The sequence below is a fragment of the Pantoea sp. y20 genome (assembly GCF_054903455.1).
Window position 1 is genome coordinate 1,987,281 of sequence record NZ_CM142816.1, and the last position, 16,862, is coordinate 2,004,142.

At 58.0% G+C, this 16,862-nt stretch carries 15 protein-coding genes; 8 read left to right on the top strand and 7 right to left on the bottom strand.

Features of this window, described 5'->3' with window-relative positions; translation table 11 throughout:
• Positions 1–11 precede the first annotated feature (11 nt).
• Genes ACYAC5_RS09385 through ACYAC5_RS09395 form a run of 3 tightly spaced genes read left to right on the top strand, consistent with a single transcriptional unit; the run spans position 12 to position 3,228 of the window.
• Positions 12–2,012 carry a protein-disulfide reductase DsbD family protein gene (locus ACYAC5_RS09385; RefSeq protein ID WP_192411892.1) on the top strand — a complete coding sequence of 667 codons (2,001 nt, stop codon included), beginning with the start codon at positions 12–14 and terminating at the stop codon, positions 2,010–2,012.
• Complete coding sequence (locus ACYAC5_RS09390; protein ID WP_192411891.1) at positions 2,012–2,734, top strand: DsbA family protein; 723 nt, start codon at positions 2,012–2,014, stop codon at positions 2,732–2,734. Before ACYAC5_RS09385 ends, ACYAC5_RS09390 begins: the two co-directional genes overlap by 1 nt.
• A complete protein-coding gene (locus ACYAC5_RS09395; RefSeq protein WP_462062878.1) occupies positions 2,731–3,228 on the top strand; it encodes a protein disulfide oxidoreductase in 498 nt (165 codons plus the stop codon). The genes ACYAC5_RS09390 and ACYAC5_RS09395 overlap by 4 nt, the downstream gene beginning before the upstream one ends.
• Before the next feature lie 16 nt (positions 3,229–3,244).
• Here ACYAC5_RS09395 and ACYAC5_RS09400 read toward each other — a convergent pair whose 3' ends face one another.
• Positions 3,245–3,574 carry a cupin domain-containing protein gene (locus tag ACYAC5_RS09400; protein WP_101764470.1) on the bottom strand — a complete coding sequence of 110 codons (330 nt, stop codon included), beginning with the start codon at positions 3,572–3,574 and terminating at the stop codon, positions 3,245–3,247.
• A 128-nt stretch (positions 3,575–3,702) separates the two neighbouring features.
• Here ACYAC5_RS09400 and ACYAC5_RS09405 point away from each other — a divergent pair, with 128 nt between their 5' ends.
• Positions 3,703–4,341: an RpiB/LacA/LacB family sugar-phosphate isomerase gene (locus ACYAC5_RS09405; RefSeq protein WP_277974829.1), complete on the top strand. Its 639-nt coding sequence runs from the start codon at positions 3,703–3,705 to the stop codon at positions 4,339–4,341.
• A gap of 796 nt (positions 4,342–5,137) precedes the next feature.
• Here ACYAC5_RS09405 and ACYAC5_RS09410 read toward each other — a convergent pair.
• The 6 genes from ACYAC5_RS09410 to ACYAC5_RS09435 form a co-directional block, all read right to left on the bottom strand.
• On the bottom strand, positions 5,138–5,893 hold the full coding sequence (locus ACYAC5_RS09410; RefSeq protein ID WP_462062963.1) for an ABC transporter ATP-binding protein: 756 nt from the start codon (positions 5,891–5,893) through the stop codon (positions 5,138–5,140).
• An 18-nt stretch (positions 5,894–5,911) separates the two neighbouring features.
• Positions 5,912–6,778: an ABC transporter ATP-binding protein gene (locus ACYAC5_RS09415; RefSeq protein WP_336767521.1), complete on the bottom strand. Its 867-nt coding sequence runs from the start codon at positions 6,776–6,778 to the stop codon at positions 5,912–5,914.
• Entirely contained in the window at positions 6,750–7,655 is a 906-nt protein-coding gene (locus ACYAC5_RS09420) for an ABC transporter permease (protein ID WP_101764467.1), read from the bottom strand. Before ACYAC5_RS09420 ends, ACYAC5_RS09415 begins: the two co-directional genes overlap by 29 nt.
• Positions 7,652–8,677 (bottom strand): ABC transporter permease, encoded by a 1,026-nt coding sequence (locus tag ACYAC5_RS09425; RefSeq protein ID WP_064741146.1) that lies wholly within the window; start codon positions 8,675–8,677, stop codon positions 7,652–7,654. The genes ACYAC5_RS09420 and ACYAC5_RS09425 overlap by 4 nt, the downstream gene beginning before the upstream one ends.
• Positions 8,674–10,305 (bottom strand): ABC transporter substrate-binding protein, encoded by a 1,632-nt coding sequence (locus ACYAC5_RS09430; protein WP_462062880.1) that lies wholly within the window; start codon positions 10,303–10,305, stop codon positions 8,674–8,676. Before ACYAC5_RS09430 ends, ACYAC5_RS09425 begins: the two co-directional genes overlap by 4 nt.
• 61 nt (positions 10,306–10,366) lie before the next feature.
• Positions 10,367–11,521: a mandelate racemase family protein gene (locus tag ACYAC5_RS09435; RefSeq protein WP_192411886.1), complete on the bottom strand. Its 1,155-nt coding sequence runs from the start codon at positions 11,519–11,521 to the stop codon at positions 10,367–10,369.
• 322 nt (positions 11,522–11,843) lie between these two features.
• On the opposite strand from ACYAC5_RS09435, the gene ACYAC5_RS09440 reads away from it, so the two are divergent.
• From ACYAC5_RS09440 to ACYAC5_RS09455, 4 genes are all read left to right on the top strand, one after another.
• Positions 11,844–12,959, top strand: a complete 1,116-nt coding sequence (locus tag ACYAC5_RS09440) for an ABC transporter substrate-binding protein (RefSeq protein WP_192233767.1) — start codon at positions 11,844–11,846, stop codon at positions 12,957–12,959.
• 130 nt (positions 12,960–13,089) lie between these two features.
• Positions 13,090–13,512 (top strand): DUF2231 domain-containing protein, encoded by a 423-nt coding sequence (locus ACYAC5_RS09445; protein ID WP_192411885.1) that lies wholly within the window; start codon positions 13,090–13,092, stop codon positions 13,510–13,512.
• Entirely contained in the window at positions 13,509–14,801 is a 1,293-nt protein-coding gene (locus tag ACYAC5_RS09450; protein WP_101764461.1) for a PQQ-dependent sugar dehydrogenase, read from the top strand. The genes ACYAC5_RS09445 and ACYAC5_RS09450 overlap by 4 nt, the downstream gene beginning before the upstream one ends.
• 589 nt (positions 14,802–15,390) lie before the next feature.
• Positions 15,391–16,773, top strand: a complete 1,383-nt coding sequence (locus ACYAC5_RS09455) for a M24 family metallopeptidase (RefSeq protein WP_462062883.1) — start codon at positions 15,391–15,393, stop codon at positions 16,771–16,773.
• Positions 16,774–16,862 lie beyond the last annotated feature (89 nt).

A 16,862-nucleotide genomic window follows, 5' to 3' on the forward strand; every position in this document is an offset into this window, starting at 1 on the left:
GGAGAATTCACATGACTGTATTGATCAGGAGCCTGCTGCTCCTGCTGGCGAGCTGCGCGATCACTGCGCAGGCGGCAGATACTGGCTGGCTGCGCAATGCGCAAAACAGCCACGCCGAAGTGCGCTTGCGCAGCGCCAGCCACAACGATAATCAGCAACTGCTGCTGGATATTCGCCTGCAACCCGGCTGGAAAACCTACTGGCGCACGCCAGGCGAAGGCGGCGTTGCGCCGGAAATCCGCTGGCAAACCCCGGCGGTCAAGGCGCAATGGTTCTGGCCCGCGCCCGAGCGTTTTGACGTCAGCGGCTTGACCACGCAAGGCTATAAAGGCGATATCACGCTGCCGATCGCGCTGGCGAAACTGTCGAGCCAGCAACTTGCGGGAACGCTGACGCTCTCAACCTGTAGCGACGTTTGTATCCTCACCGACTTCCCGTTCAGCCTCGATCTGACGCAGCCCGCAGACGCCGATTTTGCCCGCGATTTCGCCGAGGCGATGGGGCGCATCCCGGCGGCTAGCGGCTTAACCGATCAACTCGACGCCAGCTTTGTAAGTGGCGAATTGCAGATCCGCGCACAGCGTCAGGGCGGCTGGCAACAACCTGAACTGTTCTTCGATTATCCGCCAGGCAGCATGCTGGCGGCACCGACGATCCGTGTGAATGGCGACACGCTCAGCGCGCGCGTAGCGGTCACCGATGAATGGGGCGAAGCGGCACCGGATCTGCGCGGCAAAACGCTGTCGCTGGTGGTTGCGGATGGTGGCATTGCGCAGCAAAGCGCGATAAATATCGGCGCGGAAACGCTGGTGTCCGGCGATGCGGCGCAAACCTTATGGTCTGTGTTGCTGCTGGCGCTGCTCGGCGGCTTGATCCTCAACCTGATGCCGTGTGTGTTGCCAGTGCTGGCGATCAAGCTCAGCAGCCTGGTGCAGCAGCAAGGGCAAACGCAGCGTCAGACGCGCCAGCAGTTTCTCGCCTCCAGCGCTGGAATCATTTTCTCCTTCCTGCTATTGGCGCTGCTGATGACGGGACTGCGACTCAGCGGTCAGGCGCTGGGCTGGGGCATTCAGTTCCAGAGCAGCGGCTTCCTGCTGGTGATGGTGCTGGTGATGTTCCTGTTTAGCGCCAGCCTGTTTGATCTGCTGCATTTCCGCTTGCCGTCGGGTTTGAATACCAAACTGGCGACGCAGGGCGGTGATGGCTTGCTCGGCCACTTCGGCCAGGGCGCGTTTGCCACCTTGCTGGCCACGCCATGCAGCGCGCCGTTTCTCGGTACGGCGGTGGCTTACGCGCTGACGGCACCGCTGCCGCAGCTGTGGCTGCTGTTTGTCGCGCTCGGCGTTGGCATGAGTTTGCCGTGGCTGCTGGTGGCGGCGTTACCGGGCATGGCGCGCTGCCTGCCGCGTCCGGGGCGCTGGATGCTGCATCTGCGCAGCGTGCTCGGCCTGTTGATGCTGCTCGCCACCTTCTGGCTGGTGACGTTGCTGGTGCCGCATTGGGGCAGCACCTTCGCGCTGGTGCTGGCAGGCGTGTTACTCGTGGTGCTGTGTGGCTGGCTGGTGAAGCGTCGCGCGCTGCAGCAGGCGGGCGTGGTATTTATCACCCTGACGCTGGCCGGAGCGCTGTTCCTGATGACGCGTATCTCGCCGGAAGAGGAGACGCTGCACTGGCAGCCGTTGACTGAAGCGGCGATCCATCAGGCACTTGAGCAGGATAAACGGGTGTTTGTCGATGTCACCGCCGACTGGTGCATCACCTGTAAAGTGAATAAATCCCGCGTGTTAAATCAGCCAGATGTGCGTGCTGCGCTCAAAGCCGATGACGTGGTGCTGCTGCGCGGCGACTGGACGCAGCCCGATCCCGCCATCGGTGAATTCCTGCGCCGCCGCGACCGCGTGGCGATCCCTTTCAACCAAATTTATGGCCCGGCACTGCCGCAAGGCCAGATTTTGTCACCGCTGCTGAGTCGTGAAGCGGTGATCTCTACTCTCTCTGAGGCGAAAAAATAATGAAGAAATCCCTGTTACTGCCACTGATGTTCCTTGCCATGCCTGCACTGGCGGCCGCGCCTTTTACGCCTGAGCAGGAGGCGCGCATCAAAGAACTGATCCGTGAGACCCTGGTGCAGAATCCGTCGATTCTGGCGGAAGCCGCTGATGCCTTTGATAAAGAAGCAGCGCAACAGCAGCAAAACGTGGTGGCGCAGATGGTGAAGAAAAACCACGACGCGCTGTTCAACGACACCGGTTCACCGCGCATTGGCGCTGAAAAACCGGCGCTGACGCTGGTCTATTTCACCGATTACAACTGCGTGTTCTGCAAGAAGTTTGAAGCCGATATCGAAAAACTGATTAAGGCTTATCCTCAGGTAGCGGTGGTGATCAAACCGCTGCCGTATCGTGCTGAAACCTCTCTCACCTCGGCGCGTCTGGCGCTCACCGTGTGGGAGCAACAGCCGAAAAACTTCCTAAAGCTGCATGAGCGTTTGATGGCGAAAAAGGGCAATCACGATACCGCCAGCATCGACGCGGCGCTGGAGAAGACCGGCATCAAGCTGAAAGAGCCAAGCAAAGTGAGTCTCGATACCATCAACAGCAACCTGACGCTGGCGCAGCAGCTCGGCGTTCAGGGCACGCCAGCCACGCTGGTGGGCGACCAGATGATCAGCGGCGCGGTGCCATATGAGCAGCTGGAAGCGGCAGTGAAAGGCGCGCTGCAGGCGAAGCAATGAGTCGATTAAAGCGCTGGCTGCGTGAGGCACTGCTGCTGGTGCTGATTGTCGCGGCTGCGCTGTGGGGCATGGATTGGATGCGGGCACCGCAGCTGCCTGCCGACCTGGCGCAACAACCGCTGACCTCGCTGCAAGGTGAGGTGAATCTGGCGGAACTCAGTCAGGAACGGCCAGTGCTGGTGTACGTCTGGGCAACCTGGTGTGGGGTGTGCAAACTCACCACGCCAACCGTGGCGGCGATGAGTCAGGAAGGTGACAAGGTGGTGAGCGTGGCGCTGCGTTCCGGCAGTGACGCGCGCGTGGCAACCTGGCTGGAGAAGAAAGGGCTGCAAGGCGTGGCGATCAATGATGAGAGCGGGGCAATTGGCCAGCGCTGGGATATCAACGCCACGCCGACCTTTATCGTGCTGCATCAGGGCAAAGTCATCAGCACCAGCAGCGGCTGGACCAGCGGTTGGGGGCTGAAACTGCGACTTTGGTGGGCTTCCCGCTAATCGTTCTGGCGGCACGTTAAGGTGCCGCCAGAAAATCCTCGCGTTGCGGCGTAAAGGTATCCAGCAATACGCCCGCTTCCAGACACACACAACCGTGCACAATGTTCGGCGCTTTATACAGCGTATCGCCGGCGCTCACTTCTTTGGTAACGCCATCAATGGTGAAGGCAAAACGTCCGGACAGCACATAGGTGAGCTGCTCATGCGGATGGTGATGCAGCGGACCGACGGCACCCTGCTTAAAGGTGACTTCCACCGCCATCAGGGTGCCGCCGTGCGCCAGTATTCGGCGCGTTACGCCGTTGCCTAAATCGTCCAGTCGGGTTGCGCTTTTAAAGATAAACATGATTTCTCCTTGCAGGTTGCATCGTCAATATGTGACTTAACTCACAGTCAAAAAGGCATTTAAAGGCTGCATTTTAACGTTCTTTGATTAAAATGAAACAGTGTTTCAATTTAATCTGAGGATGGATCATGAAAATCGCTTTGATGATGGAAAACAGCCAGGCTGCGAAGAACGCAACGGTGTTGAAAGAGCTTCAGTCTGTGGCGCAACCGCTCGGGCATCAGGTGTTTAACGTCGGTATGAGCGACGAACAGGATCACCATCTTACCTATATTCACCTCGGCATCATGGCCAACGTACTGCTTAACAGCAAAGCGGTGGACTTCGTGGTGGCCGGTTGCGGTACCGGCCAGGGCGCGTTGATGTCGCTCAACCTGCATCCCGGCGTGGTGTGCGGCTACTGCATCGATCCGGCGGATGCTTACCTTTTTGCGCAAATCAACAACGGCAATGCGCTGTCGCTGCCGTTCGCCAAAGGCTTCGGCTGGGGCGCGGAACTAAACCTGCGCTTTATTTTCGAAAAAGCCTTTACCGGTGAAAAAGGGCACGGCTACCCGCCAGAGCGCAAAGAGCCGCAGGTGCGTAATGCGGGCATTCTGAACGAAGTGAAAGCGGCGCTGCTGAAAGAGAATTACCTTGATTCACTGCGCGCCATCGATCCTGAGCTGGTGAAAACCGCCGTGAGCGGCCCGCGCCTGCAGCATTGCCTGTTTGAACATGGGCAGAATCAGGAGATCGTGGATTTTGTGCGTGAACTGACGCAGTAATCAAAACGGTTTGAGCGAAGCCAGGGAAACCTGGCTTTGTTGTTTATGTCCTTCTTCATTTGCACTCCGGCATCAAAATGTCGGAGGAAATGTCGGAAAAAATGTCGGAGAAAACGCTAAGAGTAAGGCAGCTTCAGAGTCAGTGAAGCACTCGATTTTGTTATCCCTTCGATTCAACAGTCACGCGTATTTATCCTACCGACCAACCGTTGCAGACGTCTCAATTGTTCATTCAAGTCACCACAGACGACGTAATGCATGTTAGTTAAGCCAGTGACGAGTACGCAGGCCGGTGCCACTTTTGGTCCTGCGGTCCTCGCGCCGCTATCGCGGTACCTTCACTTCGCTCGTCTGCCTGACGGACCGGCGTAGACGGGACATCCTTGTCCCGACTCCGCCTTTCGCCCGCGTCCTGCGGGCTCTCCTGGCTTCCTCGCTTCGTTCAGCGCTGCGGATTGCCGGCCCAAAAGCGGCCCCGGCCTGCTTAAACTTCAGTGCGTGTTGTTGAAAAGGGCTCATAGGTTAGAGGCGCTGGCGCGTCTGCTGCGGCAAAAGGGCTATTCGCAGCGCTGAGGCTTTTACGTTGGGCCAGGAGCCTCGCGCATGGATGCGCGAGGCAGTTCGGGGTCGGCCAGGGAAGGCCGATCCGCGAACGGTCCGTTGGCACAACGTGGAAGCCGAAGGCACCGCGCTAGCGGCGCGAGGACGGCCCGTGACGCAGCAGATGTGTCAGAGCCCGCTACCTATTCAAAGCAAAATGTCCTTATCAGTAAGGATTACGCCATAAATGGCGACCCTACACCAAAACCCCGTTATCCTGCCGGCTCGCATCCACCAGCATCTGCGTATAGGCTACTTGCGCGCGATTGTGCACCAGCGCATCGACATCCAGCGTCTCAAGTACTTTGCCGTGTTGCATCACCGCCACGCGATGGCACAGATGCGCCACCACGCCGAGATCGTGCGTCACCATCAGGTAGGTCAGCTTCTCCTGCTGCTGCAGATCACTAAGCAGATTGAGGATCTCCGCTTGCACCGAGACATCCAGCGCCGAGGTCGGTTCATCCAGTAGCAACACGCGCGGTTCGAGAATCAGCGCGCGGGCGATGGCAACGCGCTGGCGCTGACCGCCAGAAAGTTGGTGCGGATAGCGGGTTTGCCACGCGCGATTGAGGCCAACTTTCTCCAGCATGGCGATAACGCGCTGCTGACGCTGGCCGATGCCGTGAATCTGCAGCGGCTCCTCGAGAATATCGCCGATGGTGTGGCGTGGATGCAGCGATCCGTACGGATCCTGAAACACCATCTGCACGCTGCGGCAGCGCTCGCGCGCGATGCGATGCGCCAGCGGCACGCCATCAATCGCCAGCCCGCCGTGCCAGTGGGTGAACAGCCCGGCGAGGCACTTCAGCACCGTGGTTTTGCCCGATCCGGATTCGCCAACCAGGCCAAAGATTTCACCCTGATGAATCGACAAATTGACGTTGAACAGCACCTGATTACGTCGCTCCTCCTCACCAAAACTGAGGTTGAGATTACTTACGCGGATCATCTCGTTCATCATTGCTCCTTAGGGTTGCAGCCAGCTGGCCTGACGTTGCAGCACCGGCAGACGCGCTCGACGCTGATCCATATCGGGCAGTGCAGCGAGGAGGCCTTGCGTATAGGGATGCTGCGCCTGAGCGAGTTCGCTGGCCGCCAGCGACTCCACCACGCGTCCGGCATACATCACCAGCACGCGGTCACAGAAACGCCGCACCAGATTGATGTCGTGACTGATAAAAATCAGCCCCAGACCGCGCTGTTTCACCAAATCATCCAGCAGCGCCAGCACCTGCAAACGCACCGAAACATCCAGCGCCGAAGTGGGTTCATCGGCAATCAGCAGCTCAGGCTCGGTAATCAGCATCATGGCGATCATCACGCGCTGGCCCTGACCACCGGAAATTTCGTGCGGATAACATTGATAGATGCGGCCCGGATCGCGCACCTGCACCACGTCGAGCATCTCCATCGCCCGCTGCCGCGCAACCTCGCGCTGGCCGGGATGATGACTGCGCCAGGCTTCAGCAATCTGCTCACCCACGCGTACCACCGGATTCAGCGAATATTTCGGATCCTGCATAATCATGGAGATGCGCTTGCCGCGAATGGCGCGCATCTGCGCCGGCGTGGCACGCAGCAGGTCCATCTCACCAAACTGCATGCGCTGTGCCGTGACCTGCGCGCTGCGTGGATGCAGCTGTAACAGCGCGCGGCCAACGGTGGATTTGCCGGAACCGGATTCACCCACAATCGCCAGTTTCTCCTTGCCCAACTGGAAGGAGATGCCGCGCACGGCGGGCGTCACCAGCCGGCCATTGACGAAATTGACCTGTAAATCCTGCACGTCGAGCAACGGTGCAGCGCTATTCGCTGCGGGGATCGAGGATGTCACGTAAGCCATCTCCTAAGAAGTTGAACGCTAAGCTGTTGATCAGAATCGCCAGACCTGGCACCGTCACCACCCACCAACACTCCAGCATGTATGTGCGGCCGCTGGCGATCATCGCGCCCCATTCCGGATCCGGCGGCTGCGCGCCCAAACCGAGAAAACCGAGTCCGGCAGCGGTGAGAATGATGCCCGCCATATTCATGGTGATGCGGATAATCACCGAAGGCAGGCACAGCGGCACAATGTGTTTCCACAAAATGCGCAGTGACGAGGCGCCCTGTAAGCGCACCGCGGAGACAAAGTCGGCCTGACGCAGCGACAGTGCTTCAGCGCGCGCCAGACGGGCAATCGGCGGCCAGGCGGTGAGCGTAATGGCGATCACCACATGCTCCAGCCCCGGACCGAGCGCGGCGACAAACGCCAGCGCCAGCACCAGGCTAGGGAAGGAGATGAAGATGTCGGTGACGCGCATCAACACGCTATCCACTTTGCCGCCGAAGTAACCGGCGGTGACGCCGAGCAGCAAGCCCAGCGGACCCACGGTGATCGAGACCAGCAGCACGATATACAGCGTGATGCGCGCGCCCCATACCAGACGGCTGAAGATGTCGCGGCCAAATTCATCGGTGCCAAACCAGTGCTGCGCGTTGGGCGGCGTCAGCGCGTTGTTGAGATCCTGAATCAGCGGATGGTAGGGCGCGATCCAGGGTGCGAACAGCGCCACCACCAGCAGCAGCAAAATGATGCCGCCGCCAATCGCGGTTAGCGGGTTGCGCGCCATTTGCCCGAGAAAATGGCCGATGCGCGCGCCGGTGCGGCGACAGCGCGCCAGCCGTTCGCGCGTCTGGCTGGCTAACGGCGTATCGAGAGAAATCGTCATACTTTGGTCCTCGGATCGAACACCTGATAGAGCAGGTCAGAGAGAAGATTGAGCAGCACGAATATCAGGCCGACCACCAGCACGCAGCCCATCACCGCATTCATATCGCCGAGCATCAAACTGCCGGTGAGATAGGACCCAAAACCGGGCCATGAGAATACGGTTTCAATCAGCACCGCGCCTTCCAGCAGCGAGCCGTACGCCAGCGCCACCACCGTGAGCAGCTGCACCAGAATATTGCGGAACGCGTGCTGCCAAATCACCTGCCATTCGCTGAGTCCTTTCACCCGCGCCGTCAAAATGAACTCCTGCGACAGTTGCGCCAGCATAAAGCTGCGCGTCATGCGGCTGATGTAAGCCAGCGAGTGAAAGCCGAGCAGGGACGCTGGCAGAATCAGGTGATTGAGCGCATTGCTGAACACCGTGAAGTTGCCCACCAGCAAGGCATCGATCAGCAGAAAGCCGGTGCGACGCGGCACAATGCCATCGAGACTGAAATCCACACGGCCCGCGCCGCCAACCCAGCCGAGATGGGCATAAAACAGCAGCAGACCCACCATACCCACCCAGAAGATCGGCGTGGAGTAACCCGCCAGGCTGATGATGCGCACCAGATAATCAATCACGCTGTTGCGGCGCGCGGCGGCCCACACGCCCAGCGGGACGCCGAGGCCGGTACCAATCACAATCGCCAGCGTCGCCAGCTCCACCGTGGCCGGGAAGACGCGCAGGATATCGTTGATTACCGGTTGTCCGGTCAGCAGCGCCAACCCAAGATTGCCGTGCAGCAGGCCTTGCAGATAGATACCAAACTGCACCCACAGCGGTTTATCGAAGCCGAGTTGGTGATAAACCTGCTGATAGGTGTTGTGATCGGCATCCGGTCCGACAATCGCCAGCACCGGATCGAGCGGCATCACGCGACCAATAAAGAAGGTCAGCAACAGCAGGCCAAACAGCGTGATCGCCACCTGAACGGTGCGGCTACGCAGGCGCCGCCAGTGGCTTTTTGTCAGCTTCATTGCGCACCTCCCGCCAGGCTGTCTGGCGTTTTCCATACGTCACGCAGGAAAGTGGTGGCCGACGGATGCGGCACGTAATCCTGCACCCGATTATTCACCACCACCGAATCGGTCATTTGCGAGATCGGCATCAGCGCCGGAATCAGCTGGTCGTAGCGCTGCTGGATAGCGAAGTAATCCTGCTGCTGCTGTTTTACATCGCGCTCCAGCAGCGCTTTATCGATCATGCTGTTCAGCTGCGCGTCATAAAAACCGGTGCGCCAGCCCTGAAAATTGGTGAGGCGCGCGCTGTCGGCGTTATTGGGGTTGTACACCAGCGCGCGCAGGCTGGAGTGCGGATGCGGCTCCACGCCGCTGCCGCCGCGCCCGACCAGTAGATTGAACTGACGATCGCGCATCGCACCGTAAATCTGGTTACCGGTGCCGGTGATGATTTTGGCGCGAATGCCGCCCTGCATCAGCGTGGACTGAATCGCAATCGCGACATTGAGGAACGGCTGATCGGCCAGCACGCGCAGCGTGGTATCAAAACCGTTGGGATAACCGGCGGCGGCCAGCAAGGCTTTGGCGCGCGGCACATCCAGCTTGTAGCCAGGATCGGGCAACGTTGCCGGCATGCCGGCTTGAATTGGCCGCTGATGCAGCGTGCCGTAACCGGCCATCAGCGTTTTGTTAATCCCCTGATAATCCACCAGATAACGCAGCGCTTCGCGTACCTGCGGATGGGAGAAGTGATCGTCCTTCATGCTCATCGCCAGGTAATAAATCGTGCCTTTTTGTACCGCGTCGATGGTGAGATCGGGATCGTGGCGCAGCGCTTTTACATCGGGGATCGCCATGTTGCTGGCAATATCGAGATCGCCTTTCTCCATCATCAGACGCAAGGTTTGCGACTCCTGCAGATGACGGAACACCACACGCGTCAGCTTCGGCGCACCGCGCCAGTAATGGACATCGCGGCTGATGCGCAGCACATCTTTGGCCTGCCACACATCCAGGCGGAACGGTCCGGAACCCGCTTCGTGGGTGGTGAGCCAGCGATTGCCCCAATCGTTATTCACCGCCTGCGCCTGCACGGTTTTGCTGTCGAGTACCACCATGCTGCCGAGCGCCGCCAGCGAATAGAGCACCAGCTTGGGATCGTTAGGCTTGGGCAGGCGAATCACTACCGTGCGCGCATCCGGCGCGCTGATCATCTGATCCACGTTCTCTTTGCTGAAGCCGTAAGATTTCCATACCGAGGCCTGTGCCAGGTTCAGGTGCAGCACGCGACGCATCGACCAGATTACATCGGCGCTGCTCAACGGATTGCCGGAGTGGAAGGTGACATTGTCACGCAGATGGAAGGTGAGTTGACGATTGTCGGGGCTGATCTCCCAGCGCTCCGCCAGCGCCGGGCGCACGTTGGTGAGCTGTTGCGGATCTAACTCGACTAAACCGTCATAGAGATTGACGACAATGCCGACCACTTCGTTGCCGGTCATGGCGGCGGGGTCGAGCGTGAGCAGGTTATTCATGTTCATGCCCACAATCAGCTGGTCGTCTGGCGTGGCCGCCAGCAACGATGGGCTACAGGTGAGCAGCAGCAGCGCGGCGCACCACGCTCTGCAGGGGTTCATCAGGTTCATAAGCAAAGTCCAGCAGGTCAGAGGTTTATCGTTTTTATGCCGTACTGCTTGTGTTGGGCGCTTACCAGCGATTTAGCGTGTGTGTCTCAATCCACGCGAAATTGATGTCCTCCCCAAGTCCGGGACGCGTTGGCAGATGGACAAAACCCTCTGCGTCCATGGGATCGACCAGCGCGTTGAGATAGGCCGGCGGCTGTTCGTAATCGAGGAACGGATGCAGCAGACCGCGTTCGTACCAGCGGCAGTTGCGGATAGCGCCGACCACCGCGATGCTGGCGGCACCGTTGCCGTGTACTTCGCAATCCATACCAAAGGCTTCGGCCAGGCTGGCGACCTTCATGGTGGCGGAGATGCCGCCGACGCCGTTAGCACCGGCGCGCAGAATGTCACACGCACCAGCGCGCACCCAATCGGCGCGGCTGTGGTGTTTGCCGCCGAGACTTTCCGGGCCGAGCACATCAATGCTGAGGTTTTCCGCCAGCCACGCGTATGACGCCATGCTTTCCTCTTCCATCGGCTCTTCGAACCAGGCGAAATTGAGTTTTTCCAACGCTTTGCCGATGGTGAGCGCCTCGCTGCGGCTGTACCAGTGATAGCCGTCGAGCATCAGGGCGATGTCCGGGCCGACCGCTTCGCGCACCGCAGCGCAGGCTTTGATGTCCATTTGGGTGCTGGGCGCGAACGACACCGGCGGCATCCAGGTGTGTAGTTTGATGGCCTGATAACCGCGCGCGACCAGTTTTTCGGCAAACTGCGCGTATTCATCGGGCGTGGATAAACCGCCTTCCAGCTCATCGCCGCACATGGTGCTGCCGTAAGCGGGAATTTTCTCGCGATAACCGCCAAGCAGTTTGTGGACCGGTTGTTTGAGCTTGCGACCAATCAAATCCCACAGCGCCTGTTCCACCGCCGATAACGCGCGTTCGGTGAGCTGATGGGCGCTACCGCGCTGCCAGTGCACCAGATCCTGCCACAGACGCTCGCGATCAAAGGCATTTTGCCCAATCAGCACCTTGCGGAAGAAGGCATTCACCACGTGCGGACGAATCACTTCGGCGGGGGCAAACGCGTAGCCGCAATCGCCATCTTCGCTGGTGATGGTCAGCAGCGCCATTTGCGCATCGGTCTCTGCACCGGGATGCGAATGTCCGGCGCTGTCAGAGACGCGGCGCGTGGGGTAGCTAAACAGGGTGACATCAATGGCACTGATCTTCACGGTAACTCCTCCTTCAACTCAGTGGCTTGCCCAACTGGGTATTAACATAAAAATAAAACGACGTTTCATTTTGTAATTTAGCGTTCACATTTTGTTTACGCATTAGCCAAAGCGCGGGATAGCGTGGCGATTAATTGTGCATTTGCCCGGTGCGCTGTGAGGTTTTTCACGATTAACGGGCGTTTTGTGAGCGAATGCACAGCGGGAAAAAGCGCGGGGAATGTAAAAAAATGTGTATCCAGGGCTTTTCTTTTCCTGTCTGCCAGGTAATAGTGACGCCGCGAAATTTAAATAATAATCATTATCATTCTAGGTGTATTAAATGAAATCATGGCTGATAGCACTGGGATTACTGGCGGTGGCGGGGCACGCTGCGGCGAAAACCATTACCGATGTGGCTGGACGACAGGTCGAGGTCAAGGAGGAGTCTAAACGCATCATTCTCGGCGAAGGGCGTCAGATGTATTTGCTGGCGGCGTTTGACACCGCTGCGCCGTTCCAGCGCGTGGTGGGCTGGCGTGACGATTTCCATAAAGCCGACTACGACGGCTATATGGCGTATGAAAAGAAATATCCGCAGATCAAAAAGCTGCCGACCTTTGGTGGCGCGAAAGATGGCACCTTTAACGTCGAACAGGCGCTGACGCTGAAGCCCGATTTGGTGCTGATGAACCTCGAATCCAAAGCCGCGACCGACGAAGGCAAGCTGATCGAGAAGTTACAAGCGGTGGGCGTGCCGGTGGTGTTTATCGACTTCCGCGAGAAGCCGATGGAGCATGCTGAGCAAAGCATCCGCATTATGGGCGAGTTGGTGAACAATCCGCAGCGCGCCGAAGAGATCGTGGCGTTCCGCCGTGCGCAAATCGAAAAAGTAACCGATCGCCTGAAAAACTTTAACGGCACGCGCCCGAAAGTGATGATTGATCGTGCTGGCGGCTACAGCGACGAGTGCTGCATGTCGTTCGGTAACGAGAACTTTGGTCAGATGGTGGAACTGGCGGGCGGCAGTAACATCGCCAAAGCGTTGATTCCAGGCACGTTCGGCACACTCAATCCCGAGCAGATCATCGCCAGCCGTCCCGATGTGGTGGTGGTGACAGGCGCGAACTGGAAAAACTACAACACCGTGGGTAAATGGGTTGGCGTGGGGCCCGGTGCGGATGTGAAAGAAGCGACGGCGCGTTTACGCCTGCTAATGATGCGTGATGCCTTCAAAACACTGCCGGTAGCGCACAACGGTAACGCGCATGCCATCTGGCATCAGTTCTACGACAGCCCCTATCAGTTTGTCGCGATTCAGGCGCTGGCGAAGTGGCTGCATCCTGAACTGTTTGCCGATCTCGATCCGGATGCCACGTTCCGTGAGTTCCACGAAAAGTTCCTGCCCTTGCCGTATCAACCGGGTTATTGGGTAAGCCTGCCGGCAGATAAGTCTTAAGTTAGAGTGTGTTAGATAAGTGTTAAACGTTACTGTTTATCTTTACTAATATTTCACAGGTGGCTGTAAGTTGTTTTATTAAAGCGAAACGCGTGCACCATCTGACAATAATACGGTAAGGGAGAGAGTAATGTTTCATACCTCAGGAAGATCGGTGTTCGGTGTGACGTTGTATACGCTGCTGGAACCGTTGCCGCTGGGCTTTTTTGTCGCCGCCTGGTTTTTCGATATCCTCTATTTGCAAACCTTCGTCATCATGTGGACCAAATCCGCCAGTTGGCTGATCACTATCGGTCTGGTGCTGGCCATCCTGCCACGTTTAATCAGTTTGGTTTATTTATTCCGCGGCGCGCGGCCGAACGAGAAAACCCATTTCTGGCTGTCGCTGCTGGCGATCGTGCTGGCGGTGGTGAATGCCTTTATTCACAGTCGCGATGCTTACGCGGTGGTGCCGTTGGGCATCACGCTGTCGACGCTGGTGGTGGCGCTGCTGCTGATCGCTAACGTGCAGCTGGTGTTGCGCGAACGTCGCACGCAAGGAGGTCGCGTATGAAACACTTACTCAGTGCGGTAGCCATCGCGATGCTGCTCAGCGCCTGTGACGACGGAGCGTTGATCGATCCTCAAAAGCAAATCGGTGCGAATCCTGAACTGCCGCAGGCGCAAAACTTCTTTATGCCGCCGATGCAGGTGCCGGAAGGCACGCCGTGGAAAGCCGGTGAAATGCCGAAAGTGGCGGATGGGTTAAAGATCGAAAAGATCGCCGACAATCTGCAGCATCCGCGTCAGGTGCTGGTGCTGCCGAACAATGATGTGCTGGTGGCGGAATCCAATGGCACACCGAAACCGACCACCGCACCGAAGCAGCTGATTATGGGCATTGTGCAGAAAGCGTCTGGCAAGGGCGGCGAGGGCGGTAATCGCATTACCTTGCTGCGTAATGTTAACGGCAAATGGGAGCAACATCGCTTTATCGACAACCTGACGGCGCCGTTTGGTATGCAGCTGGTGGGCAACACGCTGTATGTGGCGAACGCCGATAGCCTGGTGAAATTCCCGTATGAAACCGGGCAAACCGAGATCCGCACCCCGCCGGTGGAAGTGACCGAGCTGCCGGGCGGGCCAATTAATCATCACTGGACCAAATCGCTGCTCGCCAGCCCCGACGGCAGCAAGCTGTACGTTGGCGTAGGTTCGAACAGTAACGTGACGGAAAACGGCATTGGCGAGGAGTATCGCCGTGCGGCGGTGCTGGAAGTGGATGCGGCCAGCGGTGCCAGCCGGATTTATGCCAGCGGCCTGCGCAATCCCACCGGATTGCAGTGGGAGCCGCAGAGCGGCAAGCTGTGGGCGATTGTGAATGAACGCGACGAGATCGGTTCTGATTTAGTGCCGGATTACATGACGTCGGTGCAGGACAAAGGCTTTTACGGCTGGCCGTACAGCTATTATGGCCAGCACGTGGATGAGCGCGCGCAGCCGCAGAGGCCGGATCTGGTAGAGAAGGCGATTAAACCGGATTACGCCCTGAGTTCGCACGTCGCACCGCTCGGTCTGCTGTTTTACGGCGCGGATAATATGCCGCAGTATCGCGGCGGAGCATTTATCAGCGAACACGGCAGCTGGAACCGCACGCCGCTCAACGGCTATCAGGTGGTGTGGGTGAAATTCGAGAATGGGAAACCGGTGGGACAACCCCAGCCGGTGGTGACTGGTTTCCTCACCGACGATCAGAAGCAGGTGCGCGGTTTGCCTGTCGGTTTAGCCACCGATCGGCAGGGCGGCGTATTAATTGCCGATGATGCGGGAAATACCATTTGGCGTATCAGTTCCGCCAGATAATTAATCGCAGGTAATAAAAAAGGATTTGGCATTAAGCCAAATCCTTTTTTTATGTTCGCTAAACGGCTGGTAACCGCGCCGCGAACGGGGTGCTCAGCACTCCTCACAACAGCGATAATAAAATGTGCGGCGAGATATTTCAAGTTTTGCCATAATACTGTATGGTTATACAGGTGTTGAGTGACGAGCGAAGCCTCATTGTTTTTCTGATGACTCCAGGGGCGCGGATAGTTAAATCCCGGCAGGTTTCAGGTGGTGCTGGCCTGTGGCTTTTACAATGAGAGCCGCTCAGCACTCCTCACAATTGTGCTTAGGCGGTCGGCGGGTGGAGTCAAAGCTCCGGCAGCTGAAAGGCGCGCTCCTCTCAGAGGAGAAGGAAAGTGATGGAAATTGTTCGATTGCTGCTGGACATCGTCCGCATCATTCTTCAAATCATCGTTGCCCTTTTGCAACTGACCGGTCAGGCACACTGACTGGAACTTGAGACAAGGCGGAGCTCACCCCTCCGCCTTTTTTCGCGTGGATCAAAATCCGCTGCGCTAAAAACGCGACTATCCTCATCTCATTCTGTAATGCGAGGAAGTGCATCATGGCAATCACGTTCGGGCCGATTACCGCGCCGATGACGTTCAGCGACGTTGAACAGGTTTTTCTCACCGATGATACGCTTGTGCAGCGCAAGAACGCGCTGCTGGCGGGCATGCAGCGCGAGGGTTTTGACTGGCTGGTGATCTATGCCGACAAGGAACACGGCGGCAATTTCGAATATCTGAGCGGATTTATCCCGCGTTTCGAAGAGGGATTGCTGCTGCTGAATCACTCCGGAGCTTGCACGCTGGTGCTGGGCAACGAAAACCTGAAAATGGCGCGCTTTTCACGCACAGCGGCCGCGCTGCTGCACACGCCGTACTTCTCGCTTCCCAATCAGCCCATGGACAATGAAGTGCCGCTGGAAAGCCTCTTCAAAGATGCGGGCTTAGCGAACGGCCATAAAGTCGGGCTGGTGGGCTGGAAGATGTTTACGCCCGCCGCCGGCAATGGGCGTGCGATGTTTGATCTGCCGTACTTTATTGTCGATGCCATTCAGCGCACGCTCAGCGATGACGGCATGTTAGAAAATGCCATCCACTTGTTTATTGGCGATAACGGCGCGCGCACCACCTGCAATGCCAATGAAATCGCCCATTACGAATATGGCGCAAACCTCGCGTCAAAGTGCATGCTGGAGGCGCTGAATGCCATCGAGGTGGGCGTGCGTGAAACAGAATTGGGCGCGTTACTGCACGCCGAAGGGCAATGCAACACGGTGGTGACTATCGCCGCCACCGGCAACCGTTTCGACAAAGCGAACCTCTATCCCACCGACAAAAAAGTGCAGCGCGGCGATCCGCTCTCGCTAACCACCGCCTTCAAAGGCGGACTCTCCAGCCGCAGCGGCTTCGTCATTGCCGATCAAAGTGAGCTGCCGCCAGGCCAGCAAGATTATCTGGAGCGCATCGCCAAACCCTATTTCTCAGCCGTGGTGGCCTGGCTGGAAAACATTCGCTGCGGCATGAGCGGTGGCGAGCTGTATCAGCTTATCGAGCAGGTTTTGCCGAAGGCCCGTTTTGGCTGGCACCTCAATCCGGGACATCTGGTGGCGGACGAAGAGTGGATGTCGTCGCCGATTTATCATCAGTCCACCGAATTGCTTAAGAGCGGCATGATGCTGCAAATTGATATCATCCCGTCGGTGCCAGGCTACAACGGTGCCAGCGCCGAAGAGTGCGTGGTGCTGGCCGATGCGGCGCTGCAAAGCGACATCCGTTCTGATTATCCGGCTTTGTGGCAGCGCATCGAAACCCGCCGCCGTTATCTGCGGGAAACCATCGGCATTCAGCTCAGCGATGATATCTTGCCTTTATCGAATAGCGTGGCGTATCTAAGGCCGTTCTTTTTAGCAAAGGATCAGGCGTTAAGCGTGGTGAGTTGATGTCGTGAGGTCGCCCTGAATGGCGTAATGCCGATCAGTCAAGCGCCGTACCGAATCAGCGCGCCTTCCGTAGCGGCGCGATTTAGCGC